The sequence below is a fragment of the Nocardia sp. 852002-51101_SCH5132738 genome (assembly GCF_001665695.1).
In the GTDB taxonomy this organism is placed as follows: Bacteria; Actinomycetota; Actinomycetes; order Mycobacteriales; family Mycobacteriaceae; genus Nocardia; species Nocardia nova.
The window spans coordinates 134,263-159,241 of sequence record NZ_LZML01000105.1; the positions used below are offsets into that span (position 1 = coordinate 134,263).

Consider the following 24,979-nt stretch of genomic DNA (forward strand, 5'->3'; position numbering starts at 1 on the left):
TCGCCGTCCTGAGTCCGTTAACCCATTATTCAAGTCCAAGATACCCTGTGCCCGAGGCATTTTCGACTCTCCAGGCCTGGGACGCCGGGCCCGGAACGTCCGCCGTCGATCCGGCCGGCAGCGTGTCGCGCGGGAACAGTGCGCAACCGCCGCGCGGAACGCGGCCGGGTCGGCCGAAGAAACACGCGGCGCCGTCGATGAGCAGGCCGAACGCGTCGGGATCGAGCGGGAGGGCATACTTACTGAATCGGATATCGCCGACGGTGCGGCTGCCGACGGTCCCAGCACACGCGTAGGAGCGACAACGCCCATGATCCAGCAGGAGCGCGCACGCAGCGCGGAGGAACTTGCCGAGGCGGCGGATCTGTATTTCGCGCTCGGCAGGATCACCCGGCTCCTGCGGCGCTCCGGCGACCTGGGTTCGCTGAGCCCCGGTTCGGCGGCGGCACTGGGCACGCTGGTGCGCAGCGGTCCGATGCGACTGGGTGATCTGGCCGCCGCCGAACACGTCACCGCCCCCACGATGTCGCGCATCGTGTCGGGTCTGGAGAAGTACGGATACCTCGAACGCACCGCCGACCCGGCCGACGGCAGAGCTCAGTTGCTGACCGTCACCGAACAGGCGAAATCACTGGTCAACGGACTCACATCGGCCCGGATCCAGCGCTTCGCCGCCGCCCTCGACGATATCGATCCGCAGCAGCGCCGCACGCTCGGCGACGCACTGGCCGTGCTCGTCGCACGGCTCGACGACGACGGCTCCCGGTAACGGCTTGACTTGGAGCGCACTCCAAGTCGTAGCGTCGGCCTCGTGAGTTCGCTGGGACTCACCATCCAATCCGATGGCACCTCAGGAGGACCGCTCGCATGATCGCGACCAGGAAACTCGGCGAATTGACCGTCGGCGCACAGGGACTCGGCTGCATGGGCATGAGCCAGGCCTACGGTGTGCGCGACAACGACGAGGAGTCGATCGCCACCATCCATCGCGCCCTCGACCTCGGGGTGACCCTGCTCGACACCGCGAACGTCTACGGCGCCGGCGCCAACGAGGAGTTGGTGGGCCGGGCCATCGCCGGTCGGCGCGACCAGGTGGTCCTCGCGACCAAATTCGGCATCGTGTGGGGCGAGGGCGGGAGCATGGGCGCCCGGGGCGACGCCGCCTACGTCGCGCAGTCCTGCGACGAATCGCTGAAGCGCCTCGGCGTGGACCACATCGACCTGTACTACCAGCACCGCGTCGACCCGAATGTGCCGGTCGAGGAGACCTGGGGCGCGCTGTCGGAGCTGGTCACCGCGGGTAAGGTCCGCTACCTCGGCATCTCCGAGGCTTCCGCGCAGACCATCCGCCGCGCGCACGCCGTACATCCGGTGACCGCACTGCAGAGCGAATGGTCGCTGTGGACGCGCGGTATCGAAGCGGAGGTTCTGCCCACCTGCCGTGAACTCGGCATCGGAATCGTGCCGTTCTCCCCGCTCGGGCGCGGCTTCCTCACCGGCTCGATCACCTCCACCGCCGATCTGCCCGCCGACGACCTGCGCCGCGCGCTGCCCCGATTCGCCGACGACAACATCGACCGCAACCTGGCCGTCGTCGCCGAACTGCGTGCGATGGCGGAGGAAAAGGGCGTGACCGCAGGACAATTGGCGCTGGCCTGGGTCCAGTCCCGCGGTGACGACGTGGTCCCGATTCCGGGCACCAAGCGCCGCACCTATCTCGAGCAGAATGTGGCGGCCACCGAGATCGAGCTCAGCGCCGAGGATCTGGCGCGGATCGAGGCCGCCGCCCCGGCCGACGCCTTCGCCGGAGCCCGGTATCCCGAGCACCTGGCCCGCGCCGCCGGCAAGTAGCGATCAGTGCGGGACGTCGACCGTCAGCGTGACCGGGGTGTCCGCGGCGACCGGCGTCCCCGCCTCCGGCTGCTGTGCGGTGACCGTCCAGGGGGTCGTCGCAGCGCCCGGATCATGCATCACGTCGCGGCCGTCCGCGGTGGTGATACCGGTGACGTCGAAGCACAGCGCCGCACCGACCACGGTCTGTCCCAGTGGCTTCCCGCGGAAGTCGGGTAGCGGACGAGGCCACGGTTGCGCGCCGCAGTCCTGGCCAGCCGCCGCTGCGACGGAACTCGATTGCGCCGCAGCGGATGTCGCGGTGGCGCCGCTCGCCTGGTCGCCGGAGGAGCCGCCGCAGGCCCCGACGGTACAGGCGACAGCGAGCAGGGACGCGGCGAATGCGATGCGGCGCATGAATGTCCTTCGGATCGAACGGCGTGTTCGGCGCCGCCGACCAGCGAACGGACGCGCGTGCAACGCACCCTAATACGCGATCGGTCACCGATCGAATCGGCCGGATCACCGCCCGGATATGCGACGTGGTCGGCGGCCGTTCGGAACGCTCCACAACGCAGACGCCGGGCGGTGAGCTCCGAGGGACAGCGCACGTCTCGAACCCCACCCGATACACCCGATGCCGGCATCGGCGACCACGTGGTTCCGAACGAACCGCCCGAGGGAATTCTGCTCCGAAACGGCGCGCGCAGATAACCTTTCGTGGTTACGAACCGGTGAATATCCAATCACCGTGCGGCAATGACGGATTCGGCGGCCGCCGTCACGATGCGGTGGCGAGGCTCGACACCCTCACGTCGATCGCGGCGAACATCGTCAGCCTGCCGCAGGCGTGGGGCCTGGCCTGATTGTCACCGGCACCGACCGTGCCCGCGTCCCGGCGGGCCCGGGCACGGTGCTGTCGCGGCCGCACGTGCGGCCGGATCCGGACCGGACACTCAACCCTGCAGATATTGCTCGAGGTGCTCGCGCTCGTCCTGCAACTCCGAGATCGCGCTCTTGACCACGTCTCCGATACTGACGATCCCGACCATTCGCCCGTGATCGACGACCGGCAGATGCCGGATCCGATGTTCGGTCATCGTCGCGCGCAAACTCTCCACCCGATCCTCGGGCGAGCAGGTGTGCACGATCGCGGTCATGATGTCGGATACCGGCCGGGTCAACAGCTGCGCACCCTGTCTGTGCAGGCAGCGGACCACATCCCGCTCCGAGACGATCCCGTCCAACGCGCCGCCGGCACCACACACCACCACCGCGCCGACATTGTGTTCGGCCAGCACCGCCAGCAATCTGTCGACCGTCGCCTCCGGCGCGATCGTCACCACATCGGCCCCCTTGTTGCGCAAAACCTCCGAAATTCGCATCGTCCACCGCCCTGTCGAGCCTGTCGTTGTTACGCCCTGCCGGGACAGTTCTGCCACCGAACTGCCGCCGGTTATAAGGATCGCGCGTTTTCTTCGCGGTGACCAGCAACGATTCCGATCGGCACGATCAACCTGGCGGTGAAGCGGGCTGCGAGCGCCACGCCCGGCGCGGGGACCGTTGCCGCCCAAGCTGCCACCGCGGCCGATCCGATGGACGTAGCATCCCAAGCGTGGCCGATGCGAACCGTCCCGCGCTGCGGGTTCTCGTCTACAGCAGCGATGCCGACACCCGTCGCCAGGTGATGCTGGCGCTGGGCAAGCATCCGCATCCCGACCTGCCGCCGTTCGACTACCACGAGACCGCCACCGCGCCGGTGGTGATCGAACAGCTCGACGACGGCGGGATCGACCTGGCGATTCTCGACGGTGAGGCCACACCCACCGGCGGAATGGGGCTGGCCAAACAGCTCAAGGACGAAATCGCCGACTGCCCGCCCATCGTGGTGCTGACCGGCAGGGCCGACGATGCCTGGCTCGCCGCGTGGTCCCGGGCCGAGGCGGCGGTCGCGCATCCGCTGGACCCGTTCCAGCTCACCTCGGCGGTCACCACGGCTCTGAACGCTCGCCCCGCCGCCTGATCAGCGCTTTCCCGGTCGGCCGACAATCTCGTCGGCCGACCGTTTTCGTGCGCGCCGAGGGTCGCGGCGCGCCCGGCTGCGGGGAGGCCATTGCGCTGGTTCGGTCATAAGTGACAGTTCCGAATTCGATCAAACACCGGGGCGGAACCGTGAGTATTCAGAAAGAGCAGTTGTAGGCTGTGCTGTAGCTCACACGAGCGTGGCTGTTGATATGAATGGCGCCCTGCCTGCCCTGTCGTCCCGCGCTCGCGCTCGAGCTGCGCTTCGGGGTGAGACTGGCCCGGCAGACGACGATGTCAGCCCCGCCTCGGCAGTTGCCGGCGAGGGAGAGGGGTTGTGCCGTTGTGAATACCCAGGTGCCGACTCTTGTGCTCGGTGCGATCGCTGCCGCGTTCGCGCTGGGATCGGTGTTGCTGGCGGCCGTGATCGGCCCCAAACGCTACAACCGCGCCAAACTCGAAGCCTACGAATGCGGTATCGAACCCACCCCGCACGCCATCGCCGGCGGGCCGGGAAATGCTGCGGGACAACGCTTTCCGGTGAAGTACTACCTCACCGCGATGCTGTTCATCATCTTCGACATCGAGATCGTATTCCTCTATCCGTGGGCGGTGCACTTCGATGCCCTCGGCGTCTTCGGGTTGGCGGCCATGGCGCTGTTCATTCTCAACGTCTCGGTTGCCTACGCCTACGAGTGGAGGCGCGGCGGCCTGAGCTGGGACTGAACGCGGGCGGGCCGCTCGGCCCGTCGGCACCGCATACCCAACCCGTCGTCCGGCGTCCGCCGGGACCGAGGATTCGCACACGGAAGTGAGAGTTGATCCGAGATGGGGCTCGAGGAGAAATTGCCCAGCGGCTTCCTGCTGAGCACGGTCGAACAGTTCGCCGGATACCTGCGTAAGGGCTCGCTGTGGCCCGCGACGTTCGGGCTGGCCTGCTGCGCGATCGAGATGATGGCCACGGGAGCCGGTCGCTTCGACAGCGCCCGCTTCGGGATGGAGGTCTTCCGCGCCTCCCCCCGGCAGGCGGACCTGATGATCGTCGCCGGCCGGGTCAGCCAGAAGATGGCGCCGGTGCTGCGCCAGGTCTACGACCAGATGACCGAACCCAAATGGGTGCTGGCGATGGGGGTCTGCGCCTCCTCCGGCGGCATGTTCAACAACTACGCCATCGTGCAGGGTGTCGATCATGTTGTGCCCGTGGACATCTACCTACCCGGTTGCCCACCGCGTCCGGAGATGCTGCTGCACGCCATCTTGACACTGCACGAGAAGATCCAGCAGATGCCGCTGGGTGTCGACCGCGCCGAGGCCGTGCGCGCGGCCGAGGCCGCCGCGCTCGCCTCCACCCCCACGATCCGGATGGAGGGATTGCTGCGATGAGCCTGGACGCACCGCGCAGCGCCGGCGATCCGCACGACAGCCCCGCGGACACCGAATCCTCCCCCGGCGCGGGCGGTTCCGGCCCGGCCGGCGAACCGGCGATCGAACCCGAATCGCGCGGCCCCTCCCCCGACCGTCCCGACGACGAGGTCATCGGCGTGCGCCGCGGCATGTTCGGCGTCCGGGGCACCGGTGACACCTCCGGGTACGGACGGCTGGTGCGGACCGTCGCGCTGCCCGGCAGTACCCCCGCGCCCTACGGTTCCTATTTCGACGAGGTGGTCGCCGCCCTGGCACAGTCGGTGGGAGACGAGGTATTTCGCGCCGCGATCGAGAAGATCGTGGTCTTCGCCGGGGAACTGACCCTGCACGTGCGGCGGGAACGGGTGGTGGAGGTGGCGCGCGCGCTGCGCGACGACGCGGCGTTGCGCTTCGAACTGTGCCTCGGCGTGAACGGCGTGCACTATCCGGACGACACGGGACGCGAACTGCACGCCGCCTATCACCTGCTGTCGATCACGCACAACCGCCGGGTGCGGGTCGAGGTGTCGGTACCGGATTCGGATCCGCATATGCCCTCGCTGTTCGCGGTGTATCCGACCACCGACTGGCACGAGCGCGAAACCTACGACTTCTTCGGCATCGTCTTCGACGGGCACCCGTCGCTGACGCGGATCATGATGCCCGACGACTGGCGTGGACATCCGCAGCGCAAGGACTACCCGCTCGGCGGGATCCCGGTCGAGTACAAGGGCGCGCGTATTCCGCCGCCGGACCAGCGGAGGACCTACAGCTGATGAACCACACCGAAATCACCGGCGCCGCAACGGATCCGGTCGCCGAGAGCCCGGCGGTCACGGTCGTCGGACAGGACTGGGACGATGTGCGCGAGGCCCTCGACGGCGCCGCGGAAGAGCGCATCGTCGTCAATATGGGGCCACAGCATCCGTCCACGCACGGCGTGCTGCGGCTGATCCTCGAGATCGAGGGCGAAACGGTCACCGAGGCGCGCTGCGGAATCGGCTACCTGCACACCGGCATCGAGAAGAATCTCGAGTTCCGCAACTGGGTGCAGGGCGTCACGTTCGTGACCCGGATGGACTACCTGTCCCCGCTGTTCAACGAGACGGCCTACTGCCTGGCCGTGGAGCGGCTGCTCGGCATCACCGACGATATTCCCGAGCGGGTGAACATCGTCCGCGTCATGCTGATGGAACTCAACCGCATCTCCTCGCATCTGGTCGCGCTGGCCACCGGAGGTATGGAACTCGGCGCGCTGACGCCGATGCTGTTCGGCTTCCGCGAGCGCGAGCTGATCCTCGACATCTTCGAAACGGTCACCGGACTGCGGATGAACCACGCCTACATCCGTCCGGGCGGACTGGCACAGGATCTGCCGCCCGACGCGGTGGGCAAGATCCGGGATCTGCTGGCGCTCATGCCGAAACGGTTGCGCGATATGGAGTTGCTGCTCAACGAGAACCCGATCTTCAAGGCGCGCACGCGCGGCATCGGATATCTCGACCTGGCCTCGTGTATGGCTCTGGGAGTGACGGGCCCGGTCCTGCGCTCGACCGGACTGCCGCACGATCTGCGCAAGTCGCAGCCGTACTGCGGCTACGAGGACTACGAGTTCGACGTCATGACCGACACCGGATGCGACTGCTACGGCCGCTACCTGATCCGCATCAAGGAGATGAAGGAGTCGCTGAAGATCGTCGAGCAGTGCCTCGACAAACTCCGCCCGGGCCCGGTCATGGTGTCGGACAAGAAGATCGCGTGGCCGGCCGATCTGAAGCTGGGGCCCGACGGCCTCGGCAATTCCGCCGAACATATCGGCACCATCATGGGCACGTCGATGGAGGCGCTGATCCACCACTTCAAGCTCGTCACCGAGGGTATGCGGGTGCCGCCCGGCCAGGTGTACACATCGGTGGAATCCCCGCGCGGCGAACTCGGCGTCCACATGGTCTCCGACGGCGGAACCCGGCCCTACCGCGTGCATTTCCGCGATCCCTCGTTCACGAATCTGCAGGCCGTGGCGGCGATGTGCGAAGGCGGCATGGTCGCCGACGTGATCGCCTCGGTGGCCAGCATCGACCCGGTGATGGGTGGTGTCGACCGATGACAGCCGAACCGATTCCCGCGACCGCGACCGGTCGCGACCCGATCCTGCTGCAGTTGTCGCAGCGGCCCGTCCCCTACCCGCCGCAGGTACAGGAGAATCTGCGGGCGGAGGCACGGGAGATCATCGATCGCTATCCGCACTCGCGCTCGGCGCTGCTGCCGCTGTTGCATCTGGTGCAGAGCGTCGAAGGATATGTCAGCGGCACCGGGATCGCGTTCTGCGCCGAACAACTCGGGCTCACCGACGCCGAAGTGACCGCGGTCGCCACCTTCTACTCGATGTATCGCCGCACCCCGACCGGGGACTATCACGTCGGAGTCTGCACCAATACGCTGTGCGCGGTCATGGGCGGCGACGAGATCCTGGCCGCGCTCACCCGACATCTGGAGATCACCCCCGGGGAAACGACCGCGGACGGGTCCATCACGCTGGAACATCTGGAGTGCAACGCCGCCTGCGATTACGCCCCGGTCGTCATGGTGAACTGGGAATTTTTCGACAACCAGACCCCGGAGTCGGCCCGCGCGCTCGCCGACGCGCTGCGAGCCGGACGCGAGGTCACCGGCACGCGCAGCGCCGCACCGTTGTGCAGCTTCCGCGAAACGGCCCGCATCCTCGCCGGATTCCCGGATCGGCGGCCCGACGCCAACGAGGGCACCCCCGGAGAAGCCACGCTCGCCGGTCTGCGCGTGGCGGCCGAGCAGTCGACACCTGCTGCACCGCAGGGTGATTCGGATAGCGAACAGGGGGAACGGTGATGACGCTCGCGCCCGTACTCACCCGCTACTGGGATCAGCCGCAATCGTGGACCCTCGACACCTACCGGGCACACGACGGCTATCGCGCCCTGTCCCGGGCGCTGGGCATGCATCCCGACGAGGTCATCGCCACGGTGAAGGACGCCGGGCTGCGCGGCCGCGGCGGCGCCGGATTTCCCACCGGCATGAAATGGGGTTTCATCCCGCAGGATCCCGAGGGCTCGCCGGCGGCCGGTAAGCCGCACTACCTGGTGGTCAACGCCGACGAATCCGAGCCCGGCACCTGCAAGGACATCCCGTTGATGATGGCGACCCCGCATGTGCTGGTCGAGGGCGCCATCATCGCCGCCTACGCGATCCGCGCCGCCCATGCGTTCATCTATCTGCGCGGCGAGGTCGTGCCGGTGCTGCGCCGGCTCCAAGCCGCTGTCGAAGAGGCTTATGCCGCAGGCTATCTGGGCCGCGACATTCTCGGTTCGGGCTTCGATCTCGACCTGATCGTGCACGCCGGTGCCGGCGCCTACATCTGCGGTGAGGAAACCGCCCTGCTGGATTCGCTCGAGGGCCGCCGCGGCCAGCCTCGCCTGCGCCCGCCCTTCCCCGCCGTCGCCGGCCTGTACGCGTGCCCGACCGTGGTCAACAATGTGGAGTCGATCGCGAGTGTGCCGGCCATCCTGCACAACGGCGTCGAATGGTTCCGTTCGATGGGGTCGGAGAAATCGCCGGGCTTCACCCTGTACTCACTGTCCGGACACGTCACCCGGCCGGGACAGTACGAGGCGCCGCTGGGTGTGACGCTGCGCGAACTTCTCGGTTACGCCGGCGGCGTGCGCGCCGGGCACACCCTGAAGTTCTGGACTCCCGGCGGCTCCTCCACGCCCTTGTTCACCGCCGAACACCTCGATGTGCCGCTGGACTACGAGAACGTGGGTGCGGCCGGATCCATGTTGGGCACCAAGGCATTACAGATCTTCGACGACACCACCTGCGTGGTACGCGCGGTCCTGCGCTGGACCGAGTTCTACGCCCACGAATCCTGCGGAAAATGCACCCCCTGCCGGGAGGGCACCTACTGGCTGGTGCAGCTGCTGCAACGGCTGGAGTCCGGCGGCGGTACCGCCGCCGATCTGGACACCCTGCTCGATATAGCCGACAACATCAACGGCAAATCGTTCTGTGCGCTCGGGGATGGTGCGGCCAGCCCGATCGTGTCCTCGCTCAGATACTTCCGCGACGAATACGCCGAGCACATCCGGCTGGGCCGGTGCCCGTTCGATCCCGCTCGCTCGACCGCCTGGGCCGGCGCCACGGCCGCGACCGCAGCGACGCCTGCCGAAGGAGTGCGATGACCGCGACAGTGAGCCACGACAGCAGTGGCGTCATCCCCCAGGACATGGTCACCGTCACCATCGACGGCACGACGATCGCGGTGCCCACCGGAACGTTGCTCATCCGGGCGGCCGAACTCGTCGGAATCCAGATCCCCCGGTTCTGCGATCATCCGCTGCTCGATCCGGTCGGGGCGTGCCGGCAGTGCCTGGTCGAGGTGGAGGGGCAGCGCAAGCCCGTCGCCTCCTGCACGATGGCCGTCACCGACGGGATGATCGCCCACACCCAGATCAGTTCGCCGGCCGCGCAGAAGGCGCAGGCCGGGGTGATGGAGCTGCTGCTGATCAACCATCCGCTGGATTGCCCGGTCTGCGACAAGGGCGGGGAATGCCCGCTGCAGAACCAGGCGATGTCCAGCGGCCGGCCCGAATCACGCTTCGAAGGGGTGAAACGCACCTACCCCAAACCGATTCCGCTCTCACCCGCGGTGCTGCTGGATCGGGAGCGGTGCGTGCTGTGCGCCCGCTGCACCCGGTTCTCACAGCAGATCGCCGGTGATCCGTTCATCGAGTTGATGGACCGCGGCGCACTGCAGCAGGTCGGGATCGCCGACGGCGAGCCGATGGACTCCTACTTCTCCGGCAACACCGTCCAGATCTGCCCGGTCGGCGCCCTCACCGGCACCACCTACCGCTTCCGCGCCCGCCCCTTCGACCTGGTCTCGAGTCCGGCGGTGTGTGAGCACTGCGCCGCCGGGTGCGCCCAGCGCACCGACCACCGCCGCGGAAAAGTGCTGCGCCGCTTGGCCGGTGATGATCCGCAGGTCAACGAGGAATGGAATTGCGACAAGGGCCGGTGGGCCTTCACCTACGCGACCGAACCCGACCGGATCACCACTCCCCTGATCCGCGACGACAGCGGCGTCCTCGTTCCGGCCTCGTGGTCGGAGGCGCTCGCGCGAGCGGGTGCGGGACTGGCCGCCGCCCGCGGGAACGCCGGAGTGCTGGTGGGCGGCCGGGCCACCGTCGAGGACGCCTACGCGTACGCCAAATTCGCGCGTATCGCACTGGGCACCAACGACATTGATTTCCGTGCTCGCGCCCATTCCGCCGAGGAAGCCGAATTCCTGGCCGCGGCGATCGCCGGACAAGGGGTGCGGGTGGACTACGGGGCGCTGGATTCGGCGCCGGTCGCCCTGCTCGCCGGACTCGAACCCGAAGAGGAATGCCCGATCCTGCATCTGCGGCTGCGCAAGGCCGCCCGCACCTCGGCGACTGCGATCTATTCGATGGCCGCTTATGCGAGCCGGGGCCTGAACCGGATATCGGGGCGGTTGATTCCTACCGTGCCCGGCGACGAAGCGCGGCTCTTGCAGGCGCTGGCGGTCTCGGGCGCCGGATACGAATGTCCGCCCGATCCGTCGGGGCTGGACGAACTCGCCCGCGCGCTGCGCCGTCGCGGTGCGGTGATCCTGGCCGGCGAACGGCTGGCCGCACTCCCCGGTGCGCTGTCGGCGGTGGCGGCATTGGCCGAGACCACCGGCGCCGCGCTCGCATGGGTGCCGCGCCGCGCCGGGGAACGTGGCGCGCTCGAGGCGGGAGCGCTGCCCGGTCTGCTGCCGGGCGGTCGCCCGATCGCGAATGCGCGTGCGCGCCAACAGGTTCAGCGGATCTGGCAGGTCGACGAACTGCCGACCACACCCGGTCGCGATACCGCCGCGATCCTCGACGCCGGCCGTCACCCCGGCGCGCTGCTGATCGGCGGTGTGGAGATCGCCGATCTGCCCGATCCCCGCGCCGCCCGGGCCGCCCTCGAGGCCGCCGCCTTCGTGGTCAGCCTGGAATTGCGGCACAGCGAGGTCACCGAGCGGGCCGATGTGGTGTTCCCCGTCGCCTCGGCCATGGAGAAGGCGGGAACATACCTGACCTGGGAGGGCCGGCCGCGGCCGTTCGGCGCCGCTCTCGGTGATGCGACGGTGCGGCGGCAGGCTGCTCCGCTGGCCGATCATCGCGTGCTGCATTCGCTGGCCGACGAGATGGGTGTGCGACTGGGCTTGCCGACGGTGGAGGCCGCCCGCGCGGAATTGGACGCCCTGGGTGTCTGGGACGGGCCGCGGCCGCAGCCCCCGGCGCATCCGTCGGCCGCACTACCGGATACCGAAACCGGCACCGCCATCCTCGCCGGCTGGCGCATGCTGCTCGACAACGGCCGCATGCAGGACGGTGAACCGAATCTCGCCGGCACGGCACGGCCCGCGGTGCTGCGGCTGTCGCCGGCCACCGCCGCCGAAATCGGCTCGGCCACCGGCGATTCGGTGCGGATCAGCACCGGGCACGGTCGCATCGTGCTGCCGCTCGAGATCACCGAGATGCCCGATCGCGTCGCCTGGCTGCCGTGGAATTCGGCGGAGTCGACGGTCAACGACCGGCTCACCACCGCCCTCGGTCACCGCGTGCGCATCCAACGGGAGGACCCCCATGAGTGAGATGTCACCGGCTGTGCTGGTCTCGGCCCCGGCCGATCTGTCCGCGTTCGGCCACGACCCGTGGTGGCTGGTCGTGGTCAAATCCATCGGTATCTTCATCTTCCTGCTGCTCATCCCGCTGCTCGCGGTGGTGATCGAGCGCAAGGTGGTGGCCTGGATGCAGATGCGGGTCGGACCCAATCGGGTCGGGCCGCGCGGTTCGCTGCAATCCATCGCCGACGGGGTGAAGATGCTCCTCAAAGAGGACATCGTCCCGGCGATGGTCGACAAGCCCATCTACATTCTGGCGCCGATCGTCGCGTTGATTCCGGCGGTGATGGCGTTCGCGGTGATACCGCTCGGACCGGAGGTGTCGATCTTCGGCACCCGCACACCGCTGCAGTTGACCGATATGCCGGTGGGGGTGCTCTATATCCTCGCGATGACCTCGATCGGGGTCTACGGCATCGTGCTGGCGGGATGGTCGTCGGGATCGACGTATCCGCTGCTCGGTGGTCTGCGGTCGACCGCGCAGGTGATTTCCTACGAGATCGCGATGGCGGCCTGTTTCGCGGCGGTGTTCCTGCTGGCCGGGACCATGTCCACCTCCGGCATCGTGGATCGGCAGTGGGGCACCTGGAACATTTGGCTGCTGCTGCCGTCGTTCGTCATCTACGCGGTGGCGATGGTCGGCGAAACCAACCGCGCCCCCTTCGATCTCCCCGAAGCCGAGGGTGAACTCGTCGGCGGTTTCCACACCGAATACTCGTCGCTGAAATTCGCGATGTTCATGATGGCCGAATACATCAACATGGGCACCGTCTCGGCGCTGGCCACCACACTGTTCTTCGGCGGCTGGCACGCACCCTTCCCGCTGAACCTGTGGGACGGCGCGAATTCGGGCTGGTGGCCGCTGCTGTGGTTCACGCTGAAGGTCTGGACGTTCCTGTTCGTCTTCATCTGGTTGCGCGGGACGCTGCCGCGGCTGCGCTACGACCAGTTCATGAATCTCGGCTGGAAGTTGCTCATTCCGGTGTCGCTGCTGTGGGTGATGATCGTGGCGACGCTGAAGGTGGTGCAGGACAACGGCCACGACGTGCAGACCACGGGCCTCGTGATCGCCGGCGTGATCATCTCGGTGGGCCTGCTGGCGACAATGCTGCGCGCCGGGCGTGCCGGTGACAATATCGCACCGGAAACCACTGGGACGCAACAGTTCTCGGACTTCCCGGTGCCGCCGATGCCCGAGACCGCGCCGCCTGCCACCAAAGCCGGTCTGCTGGAACCCATCGGCGGATTCTGGGTCACCTTCGTCACGATGTTCAAGAAGAAGAACACCGAGTTCTACCCCGAGGAGAAGGTGCCGACCGCGCCGCGCTACCACGGCCGCCACCAGCTCAACCGCCATCCCGACGGCCTGGAGAAGTGCATCGGCTGCGAACTGTGCGCGTGGGCCTGCCCGGCGGACGCGATCTACGTCGAGGGCGCCGACAACACCGACAGCGAGCGCTACTCCCCCGGCGAGCGCTACGGCCGCGTCTACCAGATCAACTATCTGCGCTGCATCGGCTGCGGACTGTGCATCGAGGCGTGCCCCACGCGGGCATTGACGATGACCAACGAATACGAGATGGCCGACGACAATCGCGCCGATCTGATCTACGAGAAGGACCGGCTGCTCGCCCCGCTGGGCGACGGGATGATCGCCCCGCCGCACGCCGCCTATCCGGGCGCCACCGAGGAGGACTACTACCTGGGCGCCGTCCCCGCCGCCCCCGGCACCGACCGCGATACCGGGCTCCGTCCCACCGGCACCACCGCCGCGGACACCGGTCTCGAACCGGCCGCCACCGGTGCCCAAGGAGGTGCGCAATGACCCCGGCCGCGAATGTGCTTGCCGCCGAAGCTGCCACCCGTACCTCGACCGGGGAGGCGGTGCTGTTCTGGGTCCTGGCCGTGGTCGCGGTGGCGGGTGGTCTCGGCATGGTGTGTGCCCGCAAGGCCGTGCACTCCGCGCTGTGCCTGGCGGCCACCATGATCACCCTGTCGGTGTTCTACATCGCCCAGGACGCTTTGTTCCTGGGCGTCGTGCAGATCGTGGTGTACACGGGCGCGGTCATGATGTTGTTCCTGTTCGTCCTGATGCTCGTCGGCGTCGATTCGGCCGAATCGCTGCGGGAGACGTTGCGCGGGCACCGCATCGCCGTCGTCGTGGTGGGTGTCGGATTCGGGCTGCTGCTGATCGGGGCGATCGCCCGGGGCGTGCGCGACGATTCGGTCGCGGCCACCGGTCCCGGATTCGGCGCCGACCCGATCGGCGCGCTGGCCGAGCTGATCTTCGTGCGTTACGTGTGGGCCTTCGAACTCACCGGCGCGCTGCTGATCACCGCCACCATCGGCGCGATGATCCTCGCGCATCGGGAACGGTTCGGTCCGCGCACCGGGCAGCGCGAACAATCGCAGCGGCGCCTGCGCGAAGGCCACCGCATCACGCCCCTGCCCACCCCCGGTGTCTATGCCCGCCACAACGCCGTCGACGTGCCGGCCCGGCTGCCCGACGGCTCGTTCGCCGAACTGTCGGTGAGCACCATCCTGCGCCATCGCCGCCGCCGCGCCCACACCGAGGACGCGGTGATCGGTATGGGAGAAGGCAACGGCGGCAACGGCACCGGATCGAACGGCAGTGAATCGAACGGCGGTGGCGAGAACGGACGCAGCGACAGCAACGGCGCCCATGCGACCGGCGACAACGAGAGGAAGGCTCCGCGGTGAATCCGGACAACTACCTGTATCTGTCCGCCCTGCTGTTCACCATCGGCGCGGCCGGGGTGCTGGTGCGGCGCAACGCGATCGTGGTGTTCATGTGCATCGAATTGATGCTCAACGCGGTCAATCTCGCCTTCGTCACCTTCGCCCGGCAGCACCACAACCTCGATGGGCAGGTGTTCGCGTTCTTCACGATGGTCGTCGCCGCGGCCGAAGTCGTCGTGGGCCTGGCGATCATCATGACCATCTTCCGCACCCGCCGCTCGACCTCGGTCGACGACGCCAACCTGTTGAAGTACTGACGTGGGTACCGGGAATCTGCTCTGGCTGCTGCCGGCCCTCCCCGCCGCCGGCGCGCTGATCCTGCTGCTGGCAGGACACCTGAGCGACCGCTGGGGGCATTGGCTGGGCTGCGCGACCGCGGTCGCCTCGTTCGGCGTGGCGGTGTGGGCGTTCGCCGAGATGCTCGGCCGCGCCGGCGCCGATCGAGCGGTGTCACACAACTTCTTCAGCTGGATACCGGTGGCCGGACTGCAGGCGGAGTTCTCGCTGCAACTCGATCAGCTGACGATGTGTTTCGTCCTGCTGATCACCGGCGTCGGCTCGCTGATCCACATCTACTCGGTCGGCTATATGAGCCACGATCCGGCGCGGCGGCGGTTCTTCGCCTACCTCAATCTGTTCCTGGCCGCGATGCTGATCCTCGTCATGGCCGACAACTATCTGGTGCTCTATCTCGGCTGGGAGGGCGTGGGCCTGGCCTCGTATCTGCTGATCGGGTTCTGGCACGAGAAGCCGTCCGCGGCCGCGGCGGCGAAGAAGGCCTTCGTGGTCAACCGCGTCGGCGACATGGGGCTGGCGATCGCGCTGTTCCTGATGTTCGCCACCTTCGGTTCGGTGGATTTCGGGCACGTGTTCGCCGGTGTCCCGCAGGCGAGCGAAGGCACCCTCACCGCTCTGGGCCTGCTGTTGCTGCTCGGCGCGTGCGGTAAATCCGCGCAGGTGCCGCTGCAGTCCTGGCTCGGCGACGCGATGGAAGGCCCGACTCCGGTGTCGGCCCTCATCCACGCCGCCACCATGGTGACCGCGGGTGTGTATCTGATCGCGCGGTCGAACGCGATCTTCGACGCGGCCCCGGCGGCGCGCGCGGGCGTGCTGGTGGTGGGCGCGGTGACGCTGCTGTTCGGCGCCGTGATCGGCTGTGCGAAGGACGACATCAAGAAGGCGCTGGCGGCGTCCACGATGAGTCAGATCGGCTATATGGTGCTGGCCGCCGGACTGGGCCCCGCCGGATATGCCGTGGCGATCATGCATCTGCTCACCCACGGCTTCTTCAAGGCCGGATTGTTCCTCGGCGCCGGATCGGTCATGCACGCGATGAACGACGAGACGGATATGCGCCGTTACGGCGGGCTGCGAAAGTACCTGCCCATCACGTTCGTCACCTTCGGGCTCGGCTATCTGGCGATCATCGGGGTGCCGCCGTTCGCGGGGTTCTTCTCCAAGGATCGGATCATCGAGGCCGCGTTCGGCTACGGCGGCGCGAACGGCATCACCCTCGGCGCCGCCGCGCTGCTCGGCGCCGGGATCACCGCCTTCTATATGACGCGCGTGATGTTGTTGACGTTCTTCGGCGAAAAGCGTTGGACTGCGGACGATTCCGAGCCGCAGCCGCATCCGCACGAAGCCCCCGCGGTGATGACCGGCCCGATGATCGTGCTGGCGATCGGCTCGGTGTTCTCCGGCGGAGTGTTCGTCTTCGGATCGTCGCTGCAGAACTGGCTGGCACCGGTGGTCGGCACCGAACACGCCGAAAGCGCCGTGCCGGCGTGGGCGGTCACCGTGGCCGCGCTGGTCGTGGTCGCGATCGGTGTCGCGGTCGCCTACCGCCAGTACGCGCGACGGCCGGTGCCGCGCACCGCCCCGCAGGAGGTCACACCATTGACCGTCGCGGCTCGCCGCGATCTGTACGGCGACGCGTTCAACGAAGCCGCGTTCATGCGTCCGGGCACCCACCTGACCCGCTCGCTGGTCTTCCTCGACAACCGCGGTATCGACGGCATCGTCAACACCACGGCCGCGGTGATCGGCGGCCTGTCGGCGCGAATCCGGCGCGTGCAAACGGGTTTCGTGCGCTCGTACGCCCTGTCCATGTTCACCGGCGCGGCCCTGGTGGTCGCGGCCCTGCTGGCGGTGAGGTTGCTGTGACGGAGTATCCCTGGCTGACCACACTGTGGGTGCTGCCTCTGGCCGGCGCCGTCGTCGTGCTGGCCGTTCCGGCCGGCCGGCGCACGGTGGCCCGGGTGACCGGACTCGTGTTGTCGCTGGCCACCTTGGCCGTCGCGATCGTGGTCGCGGTGCGGTTCGATCCCGGCGGCCCGCAATACCAACTCGTCGAATCACACCGCTGGATACCGGCTTTCGGCGCCGGCTACACCCTCGGCGTCGACGGCATCGCGCTGGTGCTGCTGCTGTTGACCGCCGCACTGGTGCCGCTGCTGATCCTCGCCGGATGGAAGGACGACCGCGAAGCGGGCGGCGGGCGGCGGGTCGCGCACATCTACGTCGCGCTCACCCTGATCGTCGAGTCGATGGTGCTGATCTCGTTCGTCTCGCTCGACATCCTGCTGTTCTACGTGTTCTTCGAGGTCATGCTGATCCCGATGTATTTCCTCATCGGCGGATTCGGGCCCCGCACCAGCGGCGGTGAATCGGCGGCCGCGGAACTGGCACTGCGGCAGCAGCGTTCGCGCGCGGCGGTGAAATTCCTGCTGTACAACCTGTTCGGCGGCCTGATCATGCTGGCCGCCGTGATCGGGCTCTACGTACTCACCGCACGGGCACATCTCGGCGGTGCGGGTGGCACCTTCGATTTCCGGGCGGTCACGGCGGCGGCGAATTCCGGGCAGCTCGGCGCCGGTCCGGCCGTGCTCAACGCGCTGTTCCTCGGCTTCATGTTCGCCTTCGCGGTGAAGGCGCCGCTGTGGCCGCTGCACACCTGGCTGCCCGGCGCGGCGGTGTCGGCCACACCGGCGAGCGCGGTACTGATGATGGCGGTGGTCGACAAGGTCGGCACCTTCGGCATGCTGCGCTACTGCCTGCTGCTGTTCCCGGCCGCCTCGACCACCTACGCGCCGATGATCAGCGTGCTGGCGGTGATCGGCATCCTCTACGGCGCGCTGCTGGCCATCGGGCAGACCGATGTGATGCGCCTGATCGCCTACACCTCGATCTCGCATTTCGGCTTCATCATCCTCGGCATCTTCGCGATGACCAATCAAGGCGGGTCGGGTGCGACGCTGTACATGGTCAACCACGGCATCTCGACCGCGGCGCTGTTCCTCATCGCGGGATTCCTGGTGTCGCGCCGCGGAACTCGGGTGATCGCGGAATTCGGCGGGGTACAGAAGGTGGCGCCGGTACTGGCTGGCACCTTCCTGATCGCGGGCCTGGCGACGCTCTCACTGCCCGGCCTCGCGCCGTTCGTGAGCGAATTCCTCGTCCTGGCCGGCACGTTCACCCGCTATCCGGTGGCGGCCGTGTTCGCCAGCGGCGCACTGGTGCTGGCGGCGCTGTACGTGCTGTGGATGTACCAGCGCATGATGACCGGACCGGTCCGCAAGGGCAATGAGCGATTGCAGGATCTGCTGCCGCGCGAACTGCTGGTCGTGGTGCCGCTGCTGGCGGCGTTGCTGGTCCTCGGCGCGTATCCGAAACCGGTTCTCGACCGGATCAATCCGGCGGTGGCCGGCACGCTCACCACCATCGGCAAACACGATCCGGCGCCTACGGTCGCGCCGGATGCCGCGACCGTACCGGCCGCGACCACTCCGAGCGGAGGTAACCACCGGTGAATCAGCTTCTGGCCGCGACGGTTCCGGCTCCTTCGATCGAATATCACGCTTTGGGACCGATGCTCGTCGTCTTCGGTGTGGCCGTCGCCGGGGTGATCGCCGAGGCGTTCCTGCCCCGGTCGTGGCGCTATCCGGTCCATCTGGTGCTCGCGCTGGGCGGTTTGGTGGCGGCATTGGTGGCCGTGATCGCGCTCGCCGGGACTCATGCCACGGTGGCAGTCGGCGCGGTCGCCGTCGACAACGTGACGCTGATGCTGCAGGGCACCATCCTGGTGGTGGCGATTCTCGCGGTCGCGCTGATGGCCGAACGCGGTATCGAACCGCGGCTGGCGCGCGAAAGCCGGGAGGGCCCCGGGACCTGGAGCCGGGCGGCCGCGGCGGCTTCCGGTGCGGTCGTCGTCGACGCCTTCACTCCGCAGGCCGCGGCGGTGCCGGGCAGTTCGGACGAGATCGCGGCGGCGCGGGCGGGCATCACCACCACCGAGGTGTTTCCGCTGACCCTGTTCGCGGTCGGTGGCATGCTGCTGTTTCCCGCGTCCAACGATCTGCTGTCGATGTTCGTCGCGCTCGAGGTGCTGTCGCTGCCGCTGTATCTGCTGTGCGGGCTGGCGCGGCGGCGTCGGCTGCTGTCGCAGGAGGCGGCGCTGAAGTACTTCCTGCTGGGCGCGTTCGCCTCGGCGTTCTTCCTGTACGGGATGGCGCTGCTGTACGGCTACGCCGGCACGATTCGCTTCTCCGGGATCGCCGACGCCGTGGCGCGCGATTCCGGCTCGAAAACCCTTGCGGTGCTGGGTGTGGCGATGCTGGCGGTGGGGTTGCTGTTCAAGATCGGCGCCGTGCCGTTCCAGTCGTGGGTGCCCGATGTGTATCAGGGGGCGCCGACCGCGGTGACCGCGTTCATGGCCGCGGCGACCAAGATCGCGGCGGTGGGAGCTCTACTGCGCATCCTGCAGGTCGCGGTGCCGGGACTGAGTGCGGACTGGCGTCCGATCCTGGGCGCCGTGGCGGTGGCCACGATGGTGCTGGGCGCGATTCTCGCCGTCACTCAGACCGATGTGAAGCGCATGCTCGCCTACTCCTCCATCGCGCACGCCGGCTTCATCCTCACCGCGCTGGTGGCGGCCAATTCCGACGGGGTCTCGTCGGTGCTGTTCTATCTGGCCGTCTACGGCGTGAGCACGGTCGGCGCGTTCGCGGTGGTCACGCTGGTGCGCGACCGCGTGGGAGACGAGGCCACCGCATTGTCGGCATGGGCCGGGCTCGGTCGCCGTTCGCCGTGGCTGGCAACGGTTTTCGCGTTGTTTCTGCTGTCGTTCGCCGGCATTCCGCTGACCAGTGGCTTCGTCGGGAAATTCGCGGTGTTCTCGGCGGCCGCCTCCGGACATGCGGCGTATCTGGTGATCGTCGGTGTGATCTCGAGTGCGATCGCCGTGTTCTTCTACATTCGCGTCATCGTGCAGATGTTTTTCACCGATCCCCCGGAGGCGCCGCCCGCCGTGGTCACCGCGCCGGTGACCACGATGGTCGTCATCGTCACCGGCGCCGCCACCCTGGCGCTGGGTATCGTGCCGCAACCGCTGCTCGACCTGGCGAACCGCGCGGTCGGGTTCGTCAGCGGATGATGCCCGGAGACTTCGTCGGGGACAACGGTTCTCGTCGAGGCCGCACCGAAACGTCAACGGTGGCTCTAGGATCGAGTCCGACGACGACCTCCGCGCACAGAAACTGGTGTCATGACCGACAGCGCCGCACAGGTGGATCAATCGAAGCCGAGCATCGCCCGCGTGTACGACTATCTGCTGGGCGGGCGCGACAATTACGCCGTCGACCGCAAGGTCGGTGACTACTTCATCAACGATCTACCTGGTTCGGTCGCCATCGCCTATGCCAATCGGCAGGCCATGATTCGCGCGGTCGCCGATATCGCCGAATCCGGTGTGCGCCAGTTCATCGATATGGGCAGCGGGTTGCCGACCGTAGACAATGTGCATCAGGTCGCCCAGCGTCACCTCGACACCGCGCGCGTGGTGTACGTGGACAACGATCCGATCGTGCTGGCCCATGGTCGCGCCCTGCTGTCCGCCGACGACAACACCACGGTCATCCACGCGGATCTGCGCGATCCGGAGGCCATCTACTCCCATCCGGACCTGCGGCGGCTGATCGATTTCGACGAGCCGGTGGCGGTGATCTTCAGCGCGATCCTGCACCACCTCAACAACGACGAGAACCCGGCCGACTTGGTGAAGTGGTGGACCGACCGGATCCCGGTGGGCTCGCAGATCTATATCTCGCATTTCCGCTCCGGCTTCAACGAGGAGACGCAGGCCGCGGAGGAGAAGCTCCAGGCGACCTTCGGGCGCGGCCGCTGGCGTTCGGACGAGGAGATCCTCGATCTGTTCGGCGATCTCGAGGTGCTCGAGCCGGGGCTGGAGATCTGCGCCCGGTGGCGGCCCGCCGAAACCGACGCCTCGGTCTCGCGCATCGGCCCCGCCGAGCGCGAACCCACGCTGTGGGAACAACTGATCGCATGCGCCCTTGCCCGTAAGTCGTAGCGGTCACACGTCGCGGGGCACTAAGCTTCCGGGCACCATGTGCGCACCTCGGATCGTCCGGATCGCCCACGACGGTGCCGATTTCGCGACGGTCCCGTCGCGGCGCGCCTTGGCGGGCGCGGCCGGCCTCGCGGCGCTGGCGGTGGCGGCCACCGCACCCGTCGCACGCCCGCGCGCCGGAGCCGTCGTCGATCTCACCCATCCGGTGGGCCCGAATACGCCGATGTGGCCGGGTAATCCGCCGTTCGCGATGGTTCCGGTGGCATGGCATGCGCTGGGCGGTTTCGACCAGAACACGATCGCGCTGTGGGAGCACACCGGAACCCATGTCGATGCGCCGCTGCGCCGCGCCTCCGGCGGGGTGTCGGCCGGCACCTTCTCGGTGCGTGATCTGGTGGCTCCACTCATCGTGATCGACATCAGCGCGAAGGCGGCGTTCGACGTCGACGCGACGGTCACGATCGACGACATCGATGCGTTCGAGCGAATCTACGGCCGCATTCCGCCCCGGGCCTTCGTCGCCATGTTCTCCGGGTGGGAACGCCGCCTCGCCCATCCGGCGGCCTTCGTCAACCTCGACGTCCAGGGCACCCCGCATGCGCCCGGCTTCTGCGCCGAGGCCGCGGATTACCTTGTGCGCCAGCGCGATATCGTCGGCGCGGGGGTGGATACACTCAGCCTCGACCACGCGGCCGATCCCGACTACGGCGCACACACCGCCTTCCTCGGCGGCGGTCGCTACGGCGTGGAGATGGTGGCCAATCTCGGCTCGGTCCCGCCGACCGGTGCCACCGTCGTGGTCGGCGCGCCCGAACACATCGGCGGTACGGGCCGACCGTGCCGAATGCTCGCCTACACCTGAGGCTCTGCATCCCGCCTGCTCGAATCGCCTCAGCCGGTGACCGGATGCACCTCCAGGGCGCACGTGTCGATGGTGGTGTGCACTGTGCGTGTGTCGGTCGAATCGGGCGCTGTCACATCGAGACTCGTGTACAGCGGGCAGTCCTCGCCGGCCGGGCCCATCGCGGAGCCTTCCACGACCGCGCGGGCGGGGCGACCGGGCAGCACCGTGACGACGGGTGGAGTGTCGTCGTCGCGGGGAAGGCCACCCATGTATCCGCGCGGGGTGCGTCGGGCGTGCAGCACCGGGCCGCCCTCGTCGGTGTCGACGCCGGGATAGCCGCCGATCGTGCAGGGCGGGGTGTCGGCGGCGAGGGCGAAGCTCAGTTCGACGCCGCGATGCATCATCCCCGGCGAGAGGGTGTGGGCGGTGATGTCCAGCTGGCGTGGCCGGCACGCCGCGACGGCCGCCGTGGTGGTGGGCCCCGGTGTGGAGGTGGGCTGCGGCGAAGGCGACTGCGCGGCAGGCGTTTCGGTGGCCGGTCGCGCGGAGGGTGCGGTCCCGGAGTCGCGTTGCGCACAACCGGCGAGGGTGGTGGCGGCGGTCGCGCCGAGCACCACCACCGCAGCCGTCCGATATCCGTATCTGCCGAATCTCACCTCGACTCCTTCCGACCGCACGCATGCGCGCTCAGTTCACCGCTACCTCCAGCACTACCCCCGCCGCCGGCGCGCCCTCCGCATCGGTCCAGCTCACCCGGACCCACCCGGGCGCGGAGACGGCCGACTGCGAGGGAACCCGATTGACGCGCACCGCGTTCGGCGTTTCCGGATCGGCGGCGGACACCTCGACGGTGCGGTGAGCAGTTCTAGTTTGCCGGGCGCGAGGGTGGTGCGGTGAACGACAACCATGTCCCGACCCTAATCCGCGGCCCGGACGGGGGTCTGCGCGCGCGGTCCGAGCAGACCGCGCACCCCCACCTGGTCGCCGCCGCGTTCGGGACGGCGGACGCGGACGGCCATGCGGATCTCCATCGCGCCGAGCAGGATCAGGCAGACGCCGACCAGAACCGACAGGGCCGCGACGGTGTCGATCGGCCACACCAGCACGAGGAGTCCGGCCAGCAGTGTGGCCAGGCCGTAGCCCTCGCGCCGGCCCGGCTTCGGCAGGTCCTCCGACCAGGCCGCGACGATCGCCTGCACGATGCCGCGGATCATCCATCCCATGCCGACCCACATCGCCAGCAACGCCACCCAGTCACCGCTGCGCATGCACCACAGCGCCAGCAGCACCGACAGGGCCCCGGTCCCGAATTCCAGCGCCTTGAGCCCGCCCCGGATGCGCGCGCGGAAGGCGACCGTGAACTGCCAGGCGGCGGTCAGCAGCAGGGTCGTTCCGAGCAATAGTTCCGCTACCGGAACGGACTTATCGGGCCAAACGAGCAGAATCACCCCGACGGTGATCGACGCACAGCCGATCGCGCACGCCAGGTGCCAGGCATCACCAGCGAAGACATCCCTGCGTCCGGCCGCTCGGAAGGTGGGCATGGCCCCGATGATATGGCCCCGGACGGTGCACCCTGCGCAATTTCCCGGGTTCGGCCCGGCCGATCCAGCTATCGGACAGCCGCCCACTGCTCATGGAACATGTGTGGTCCGGTAACGGTTACCGGGCTACCGTGGGGTGGATATCGGATCTCGCACCGCCGCGGACCGTCGGGAGGTAGCCCCATGACCACTGTGTTCCCGCCGGGTCCCCGGCTGCCGCGGGTGGCGCAGACGCTGTTGCACGCGAAGTGGCGGGGCTGGTTCGCCGGGGTGGCCTCGCGCCGCTACGGCGATGTCTACACGATGCGCATGATCGCACCGTATGCCGAGAATCTGGTGGTGTTCTCGCGTCCGGAACACATCCGCGAGATCTTCGCCGGCGCCCCGGCGGATCTGCATGCCGGCGAAGGCAATCGGGTGCTGGAGCCGGTGATGGGACAGCATTCGCTGTTGCTCACCGACGAGGACGAGCACGCGCGAGCCCGCCGGCTGCTGATGCCGGCGTTCACCGGCTCGGCGCTGCGCGGCTACCGCGACCTGGTCGAGGCTATCGCCAAACACCACATCGACCAGTGGCAGCCGGATACCACGCTGGTGACGCTGCCACGGATGAACGAACTGACACTCGATGTGATCATGCAGGTGGTGTTCGGCATCAGCGAGCAGCGCGGACGTGCCGAGCTCGCGCCGCGGCTGCGGTACCTGGTCGATGTCGGCCCGCTGATCTTCCTGGGCTGGAAATGGCATCGGCTGCAGCGTTTCGGCCCGTGGAAGCGATTCGCCGACAACAAGAATGCGATCGACGCGCTGCTGTACGAGGAGATCGCGCGCCGGCGCGACGAGGCGGATCCCGGTGAGCGCGCCGACGTGCTGGCCCGGTTGCTCGCGGTGGGCGCGGAGGCCGGCGACGAGCCGCTCTCGGATGCCGAACTGCGCGATCAGTTGGTGACCCTGCTGTTGGCCGGGCACGAAACCACCGCGTCGGCGCTGTCGTGGGCGATGTTCGAATTGGCCGCCCATCCCGAGGTGCAGCAGCGGGCGCGCCGCGCGGCCGCCGAGGGCGACGACAAATATCTGGAAGCGGTGCTCAAGGAGGCGATGCGCCGCCATCCGGTCATCGGCGGCACACTGCGCCGGCTCACGCGCGAGACGACGATCGGCGGGTACACCCTGCCCCGCGGCACCGTCGTGCAGACCTCGATCGTGCTGGCGCATGCGAATCCGGACAATCATCCCGAACCCGAAAGTTTCCGTCCCGAGCGCTTTCTCGACGGCAGTGTGGCCGCCAACACCTGGCTGCCGTTCGGTGGTGGTGTGCGTCGCTGTATCGGCGCCGGATTCTCACTCATGGAGGGCGCGGCGGTGCTGTCGGAAGTGCTGGGCCGATTCGCCCTGGCGCCGGTGCGCACCCATGAACGCGGCCGCATCCGCAACATCACCAATGTGCCCGCCCACGGTGCGCCGGTGCTGCTGCGACCGCATCCGGGCACGCTCTGATCCAC

25 protein-coding genes are annotated in these 24,979 nt (G+C 68.2%); 20 read left to right on the forward strand and 5 right to left on the reverse strand.

Annotated elements, in window-relative coordinates:
* Positions 1-310: 310 nt before the first annotated feature.
* Both A5789_RS15530 and A5789_RS15535 read left to right on the forward strand, forming a co-directional pair.
* Positions 311-769 (forward strand): MarR family winged helix-turn-helix transcriptional regulator, encoded by a 459-nt coding sequence (locus A5789_RS15530; RefSeq protein WP_030514401.1) that lies wholly within the window; start codon positions 311-313, stop codon positions 767-769.
* 98 nt (positions 770-867) lie between these two features.
* Positions 868-1,851 (forward strand): aldo/keto reductase, encoded by a 984-nt coding sequence (locus A5789_RS15535; protein WP_063014749.1) that lies wholly within the window; start codon positions 868-870, stop codon positions 1,849-1,851.
* Between the two features lie 3 nt (positions 1,852-1,854).
* Here A5789_RS15535 and A5789_RS15540 read toward each other — a convergent pair whose 3' ends face one another.
* Complete coding sequence (locus A5789_RS15540) at positions 1,855-2,247, reverse strand: PASTA domain-containing protein (protein WP_030514403.1); 393 nt, start codon at positions 2,245-2,247, stop codon at positions 1,855-1,857.
* A gap of 317 nt (positions 2,248-2,564) precedes the next feature.
* On the opposite strand from A5789_RS15540, the gene A5789_RS38275 reads away from it, so the two are divergent.
* Positions 2,565-2,696 carry a hypothetical protein gene (locus A5789_RS38275; RefSeq protein ID WP_255401990.1) on the forward strand — a complete coding sequence of 44 codons (132 nt, stop codon included), beginning with the start codon at positions 2,565-2,567 and terminating at the stop codon, positions 2,694-2,696.
* Between the two features lie 90 nt (positions 2,697-2,786).
* On the opposite strand, the gene A5789_RS15545 is transcribed toward A5789_RS38275, so the two are convergent.
* Entirely contained in the window at positions 2,787-3,215 is a 429-nt protein-coding gene (locus tag A5789_RS15545) for a CBS domain-containing protein (RefSeq protein ID WP_063014747.1), read from the reverse strand.
* Positions 3,216-3,445: 230 nt separating this feature from the next.
* On the opposite strand from A5789_RS15545, the gene A5789_RS15550 reads away from it, so the two are divergent.
* The 16 genes from A5789_RS15550 (at position 3,446) to A5789_RS15625 (ending at position 21,951) form a co-directional block, all read left to right on the forward strand.
* Positions 3,446-3,853 (forward strand): response regulator transcription factor, encoded by a 408-nt coding sequence (locus tag A5789_RS15550; protein WP_193615508.1) that lies wholly within the window; start codon positions 3,446-3,448, stop codon positions 3,851-3,853.
* Positions 3,854-4,197: 344 nt separating this feature from the next.
* On the forward strand, positions 4,198-4,578 hold the full coding sequence (locus A5789_RS15555; RefSeq protein WP_030514407.1) for an NADH-quinone oxidoreductase subunit A: 381 nt from the start codon (positions 4,198-4,200) through the stop codon (positions 4,576-4,578).
* 102 nt (positions 4,579-4,680) lie between these two features.
* A complete protein-coding gene (locus tag A5789_RS15560; protein ID WP_063014745.1) occupies positions 4,681-5,235 on the forward strand; it encodes an NADH-quinone oxidoreductase subunit B family protein in 555 nt (184 codons plus the stop codon).
* 170 nt (positions 5,236-5,405) lie between these two features.
* Positions 5,406-6,032, forward strand: coding sequence for an NADH-quinone oxidoreductase subunit C (locus tag A5789_RS15565; RefSeq protein WP_064907080.1), 627 nt, complete (start codon positions 5,406-5,408; stop codon positions 6,030-6,032).
* Entirely contained in the window at positions 6,032-7,363 is a 1,332-nt protein-coding gene (gene nuoD, locus A5789_RS15570; protein ID WP_030514410.1) for an NADH dehydrogenase (quinone) subunit D, read from the forward strand. The genes A5789_RS15565 and nuoD overlap by 1 nt, the downstream gene beginning before the upstream one ends.
* A complete protein-coding gene (nuoE, locus tag A5789_RS15575) occupies positions 7,360-8,121 on the forward strand; it encodes an NADH-quinone oxidoreductase subunit NuoE (RefSeq protein ID WP_063014743.1) in 762 nt (253 codons plus the stop codon). The genes nuoD and nuoE overlap by 4 nt, the downstream gene beginning before the upstream one ends.
* On the forward strand, positions 8,121-9,470 hold the full coding sequence (nuoF, locus tag A5789_RS15580) for an NADH-quinone oxidoreductase subunit NuoF (RefSeq protein WP_064907042.1): 1,350 nt from the start codon (positions 8,121-8,123) through the stop codon (positions 9,468-9,470). The genes nuoE and nuoF overlap by 1 nt, the downstream gene beginning before the upstream one ends.
* Complete coding sequence (locus tag A5789_RS15585) at positions 9,467-11,935, forward strand: NADH-quinone oxidoreductase subunit G (RefSeq protein ID WP_064907078.1); 2,469 nt, start codon at positions 9,467-9,469, stop codon at positions 11,933-11,935. Before nuoF ends, A5789_RS15585 begins: the two co-directional genes overlap by 4 nt.
* Before the next feature lies 1 nt (position 11,936).
* Positions 11,937-13,790, forward strand: coding sequence for an NADH-quinone oxidoreductase subunit NuoH (gene nuoH, locus A5789_RS15590; RefSeq protein WP_064907041.1), 1,854 nt, complete (start codon positions 11,937-11,939; stop codon positions 13,788-13,790).
* Positions 13,787-14,686: an NADH-quinone oxidoreductase subunit J gene (locus A5789_RS15595; protein ID WP_082940741.1), complete on the forward strand. Its 900-nt coding sequence runs from the start codon at positions 13,787-13,789 to the stop codon at positions 14,684-14,686. Before nuoH ends, A5789_RS15595 begins: the two co-directional genes overlap by 4 nt.
* The gene (gene nuoK, locus A5789_RS15600; protein WP_025350204.1) at positions 14,683-14,982 is read left to right on the forward strand and encodes an NADH-quinone oxidoreductase subunit NuoK; all 300 of its coding nucleotides are present in this window, start codon (positions 14,683-14,685) and stop codon (positions 14,980-14,982) included. Before A5789_RS15595 ends, nuoK begins: the two co-directional genes overlap by 4 nt.
* Position 14,983: 1 nt before the next feature.
* Entirely contained in the window at positions 14,984-16,888 is a 1,905-nt protein-coding gene (gene nuoL / locus A5789_RS15605; RefSeq protein ID WP_064907040.1) for an NADH-quinone oxidoreductase subunit L, read from the forward strand.
* Positions 16,885-18,534, forward strand: a complete 1,650-nt coding sequence (locus A5789_RS15610; RefSeq protein ID WP_063014736.1) for an NADH-quinone oxidoreductase subunit M — start codon at positions 16,885-16,887, stop codon at positions 18,532-18,534. The genes nuoL and A5789_RS15610 overlap by 4 nt, the downstream gene beginning before the upstream one ends.
* Complete coding sequence (gene nuoN, locus A5789_RS15615; RefSeq protein WP_064907039.1) at positions 18,531-20,156, forward strand: NADH-quinone oxidoreductase subunit NuoN; 1,626 nt, start codon at positions 18,531-18,533, stop codon at positions 20,154-20,156. The genes A5789_RS15610 and nuoN overlap by 4 nt, the downstream gene beginning before the upstream one ends.
* A gap of 111 nt (positions 20,157-20,267) precedes the next feature.
* Positions 20,268-21,089 (forward strand): SAM-dependent methyltransferase, encoded by an 822-nt coding sequence (locus tag A5789_RS15620; RefSeq protein ID WP_063014732.1) that lies wholly within the window; start codon positions 20,268-20,270, stop codon positions 21,087-21,089.
* A gap of 37 nt (positions 21,090-21,126) precedes the next feature.
* A complete protein-coding gene (locus tag A5789_RS15625; RefSeq protein ID WP_064907038.1) occupies positions 21,127-21,951 on the forward strand; it encodes a cyclase family protein in 825 nt (274 codons plus the stop codon).
* Positions 21,952-21,980: 29 nt separating this feature from the next.
* Here A5789_RS15625 and A5789_RS37860 read toward each other — a convergent pair whose 3' ends face one another.
* The 3 genes from A5789_RS37860 to A5789_RS15635 all read right to left on the reverse strand — a co-directional run bounded on the left by A5789_RS37860 (position 21,981) and on the right by A5789_RS15635 (position 23,477).
* The gene (locus A5789_RS37860) at positions 21,981-22,589 is read right to left on the reverse strand and encodes a DUF4232 domain-containing protein (protein ID WP_227462853.1); all 609 of its coding nucleotides are present in this window, start codon (positions 22,587-22,589) and stop codon (positions 21,981-21,983) included.
* A 31-nt stretch (positions 22,590-22,620) separates the two neighbouring features.
* Positions 22,621-22,776, reverse strand: coding sequence for a hypothetical protein (locus A5789_RS37335; RefSeq protein WP_197516614.1), 156 nt, complete (start codon positions 22,774-22,776; stop codon positions 22,621-22,623).
* Positions 22,777-22,850: 74 nt separating this feature from the next.
* Positions 22,851-23,477: a DUF308 domain-containing protein gene (locus A5789_RS15635; protein WP_063019012.1), complete on the reverse strand. Its 627-nt coding sequence runs from the start codon at positions 23,475-23,477 to the stop codon at positions 22,851-22,853.
* 183 nt (positions 23,478-23,660) lie between these two features.
* On the opposite strand from A5789_RS15635, the gene A5789_RS15640 reads away from it, so the two are divergent.
* Positions 23,661-24,974: a cytochrome P450 gene (locus A5789_RS15640; RefSeq protein WP_064907037.1), complete on the forward strand. Its 1,314-nt coding sequence runs from the start codon at positions 23,661-23,663 to the stop codon at positions 24,972-24,974.
* Positions 24,975-24,979 lie beyond the last annotated feature (5 nt).

Bases quoted from the DNA above. Each gene is read 5' to 3' on its own strand.
- nuoE (WP_063014743.1), top strand. From the start codon at position 7,360: ATGACAGCCGAACCGATTCCCGCGACCGCGACCGGTCGCGACCCGATC.
- nuoD (WP_030514410.1), top strand. From the start codon at position 6,032: ATGAACCACACCGAAATCACCGGCGCCGCAACGGATCCGGTCGCCGAG.
- nuoF (WP_064907042.1), top strand. From the start codon at position 8,121: ATGACGCTCGCGCCCGTACTCACCCGCTACTGGGATCAGCCGCAATCG.
- A5789_RS15625 (WP_064907038.1), top strand. From the start codon at position 21,127: ATGTGCGCACCTCGGATCGTCCGGATCGCCCACGACGGTGCCGATTTC.
- A5789_RS15635 (WP_063019012.1), bottom strand. From the start codon at position 23,477: ATGCCCACCTTCCGAGCGGCCGGACGCAGGGATGTCTTCGCTGGTGAT.
- A5789_RS15535 (WP_063014749.1), top strand. From the start codon at position 868: ATGATCGCGACCAGGAAACTCGGCGAATTGACCGTCGGCGCACAGGGA.
- A5789_RS15530 (WP_030514401.1), top strand. From the start codon at position 311: ATGATCCAGCAGGAGCGCGCACGCAGCGCGGAGGAACTTGCCGAGGCG.
- A5789_RS15545 (WP_063014747.1), bottom strand. From the start codon at position 3,215: ATGCGAATTTCGGAGGTTTTGCGCAACAAGGGGGCCGATGTGGTGACG.
- A5789_RS15565 (WP_064907080.1), top strand. From the start codon at position 5,406: ATGTTCGGCGTCCGGGGCACCGGTGACACCTCCGGGTACGGACGGCTG.
- A5789_RS15620 (WP_063014732.1), top strand. From the start codon at position 20,268: ATGACCGACAGCGCCGCACAGGTGGATCAATCGAAGCCGAGCATCGCC.
- A5789_RS15560 (WP_063014745.1), top strand. From the start codon at position 4,681: ATGGGGCTCGAGGAGAAATTGCCCAGCGGCTTCCTGCTGAGCACGGTC.
- A5789_RS15585 (WP_064907078.1), top strand. From the start codon at position 9,467: ATGACCGCGACAGTGAGCCACGACAGCAGTGGCGTCATCCCCCAGGAC.
- nuoH (WP_064907041.1), top strand. From the start codon at position 11,937: ATGTCACCGGCTGTGCTGGTCTCGGCCCCGGCCGATCTGTCCGCGTTC.
- A5789_RS15540 (WP_030514403.1), bottom strand. From the start codon at position 2,247: ATGCGCCGCATCGCATTCGCCGCGTCCCTGCTCGCTGTCGCCTGTACC.
- A5789_RS15640 (WP_064907037.1), top strand. From the start codon at position 23,661: ATGACCACTGTGTTCCCGCCGGGTCCCCGGCTGCCGCGGGTGGCGCAG.
- A5789_RS15595 (WP_082940741.1), top strand. From the start codon at position 13,787: ATGACCCCGGCCGCGAATGTGCTTGCCGCCGAAGCTGCCACCCGTACC.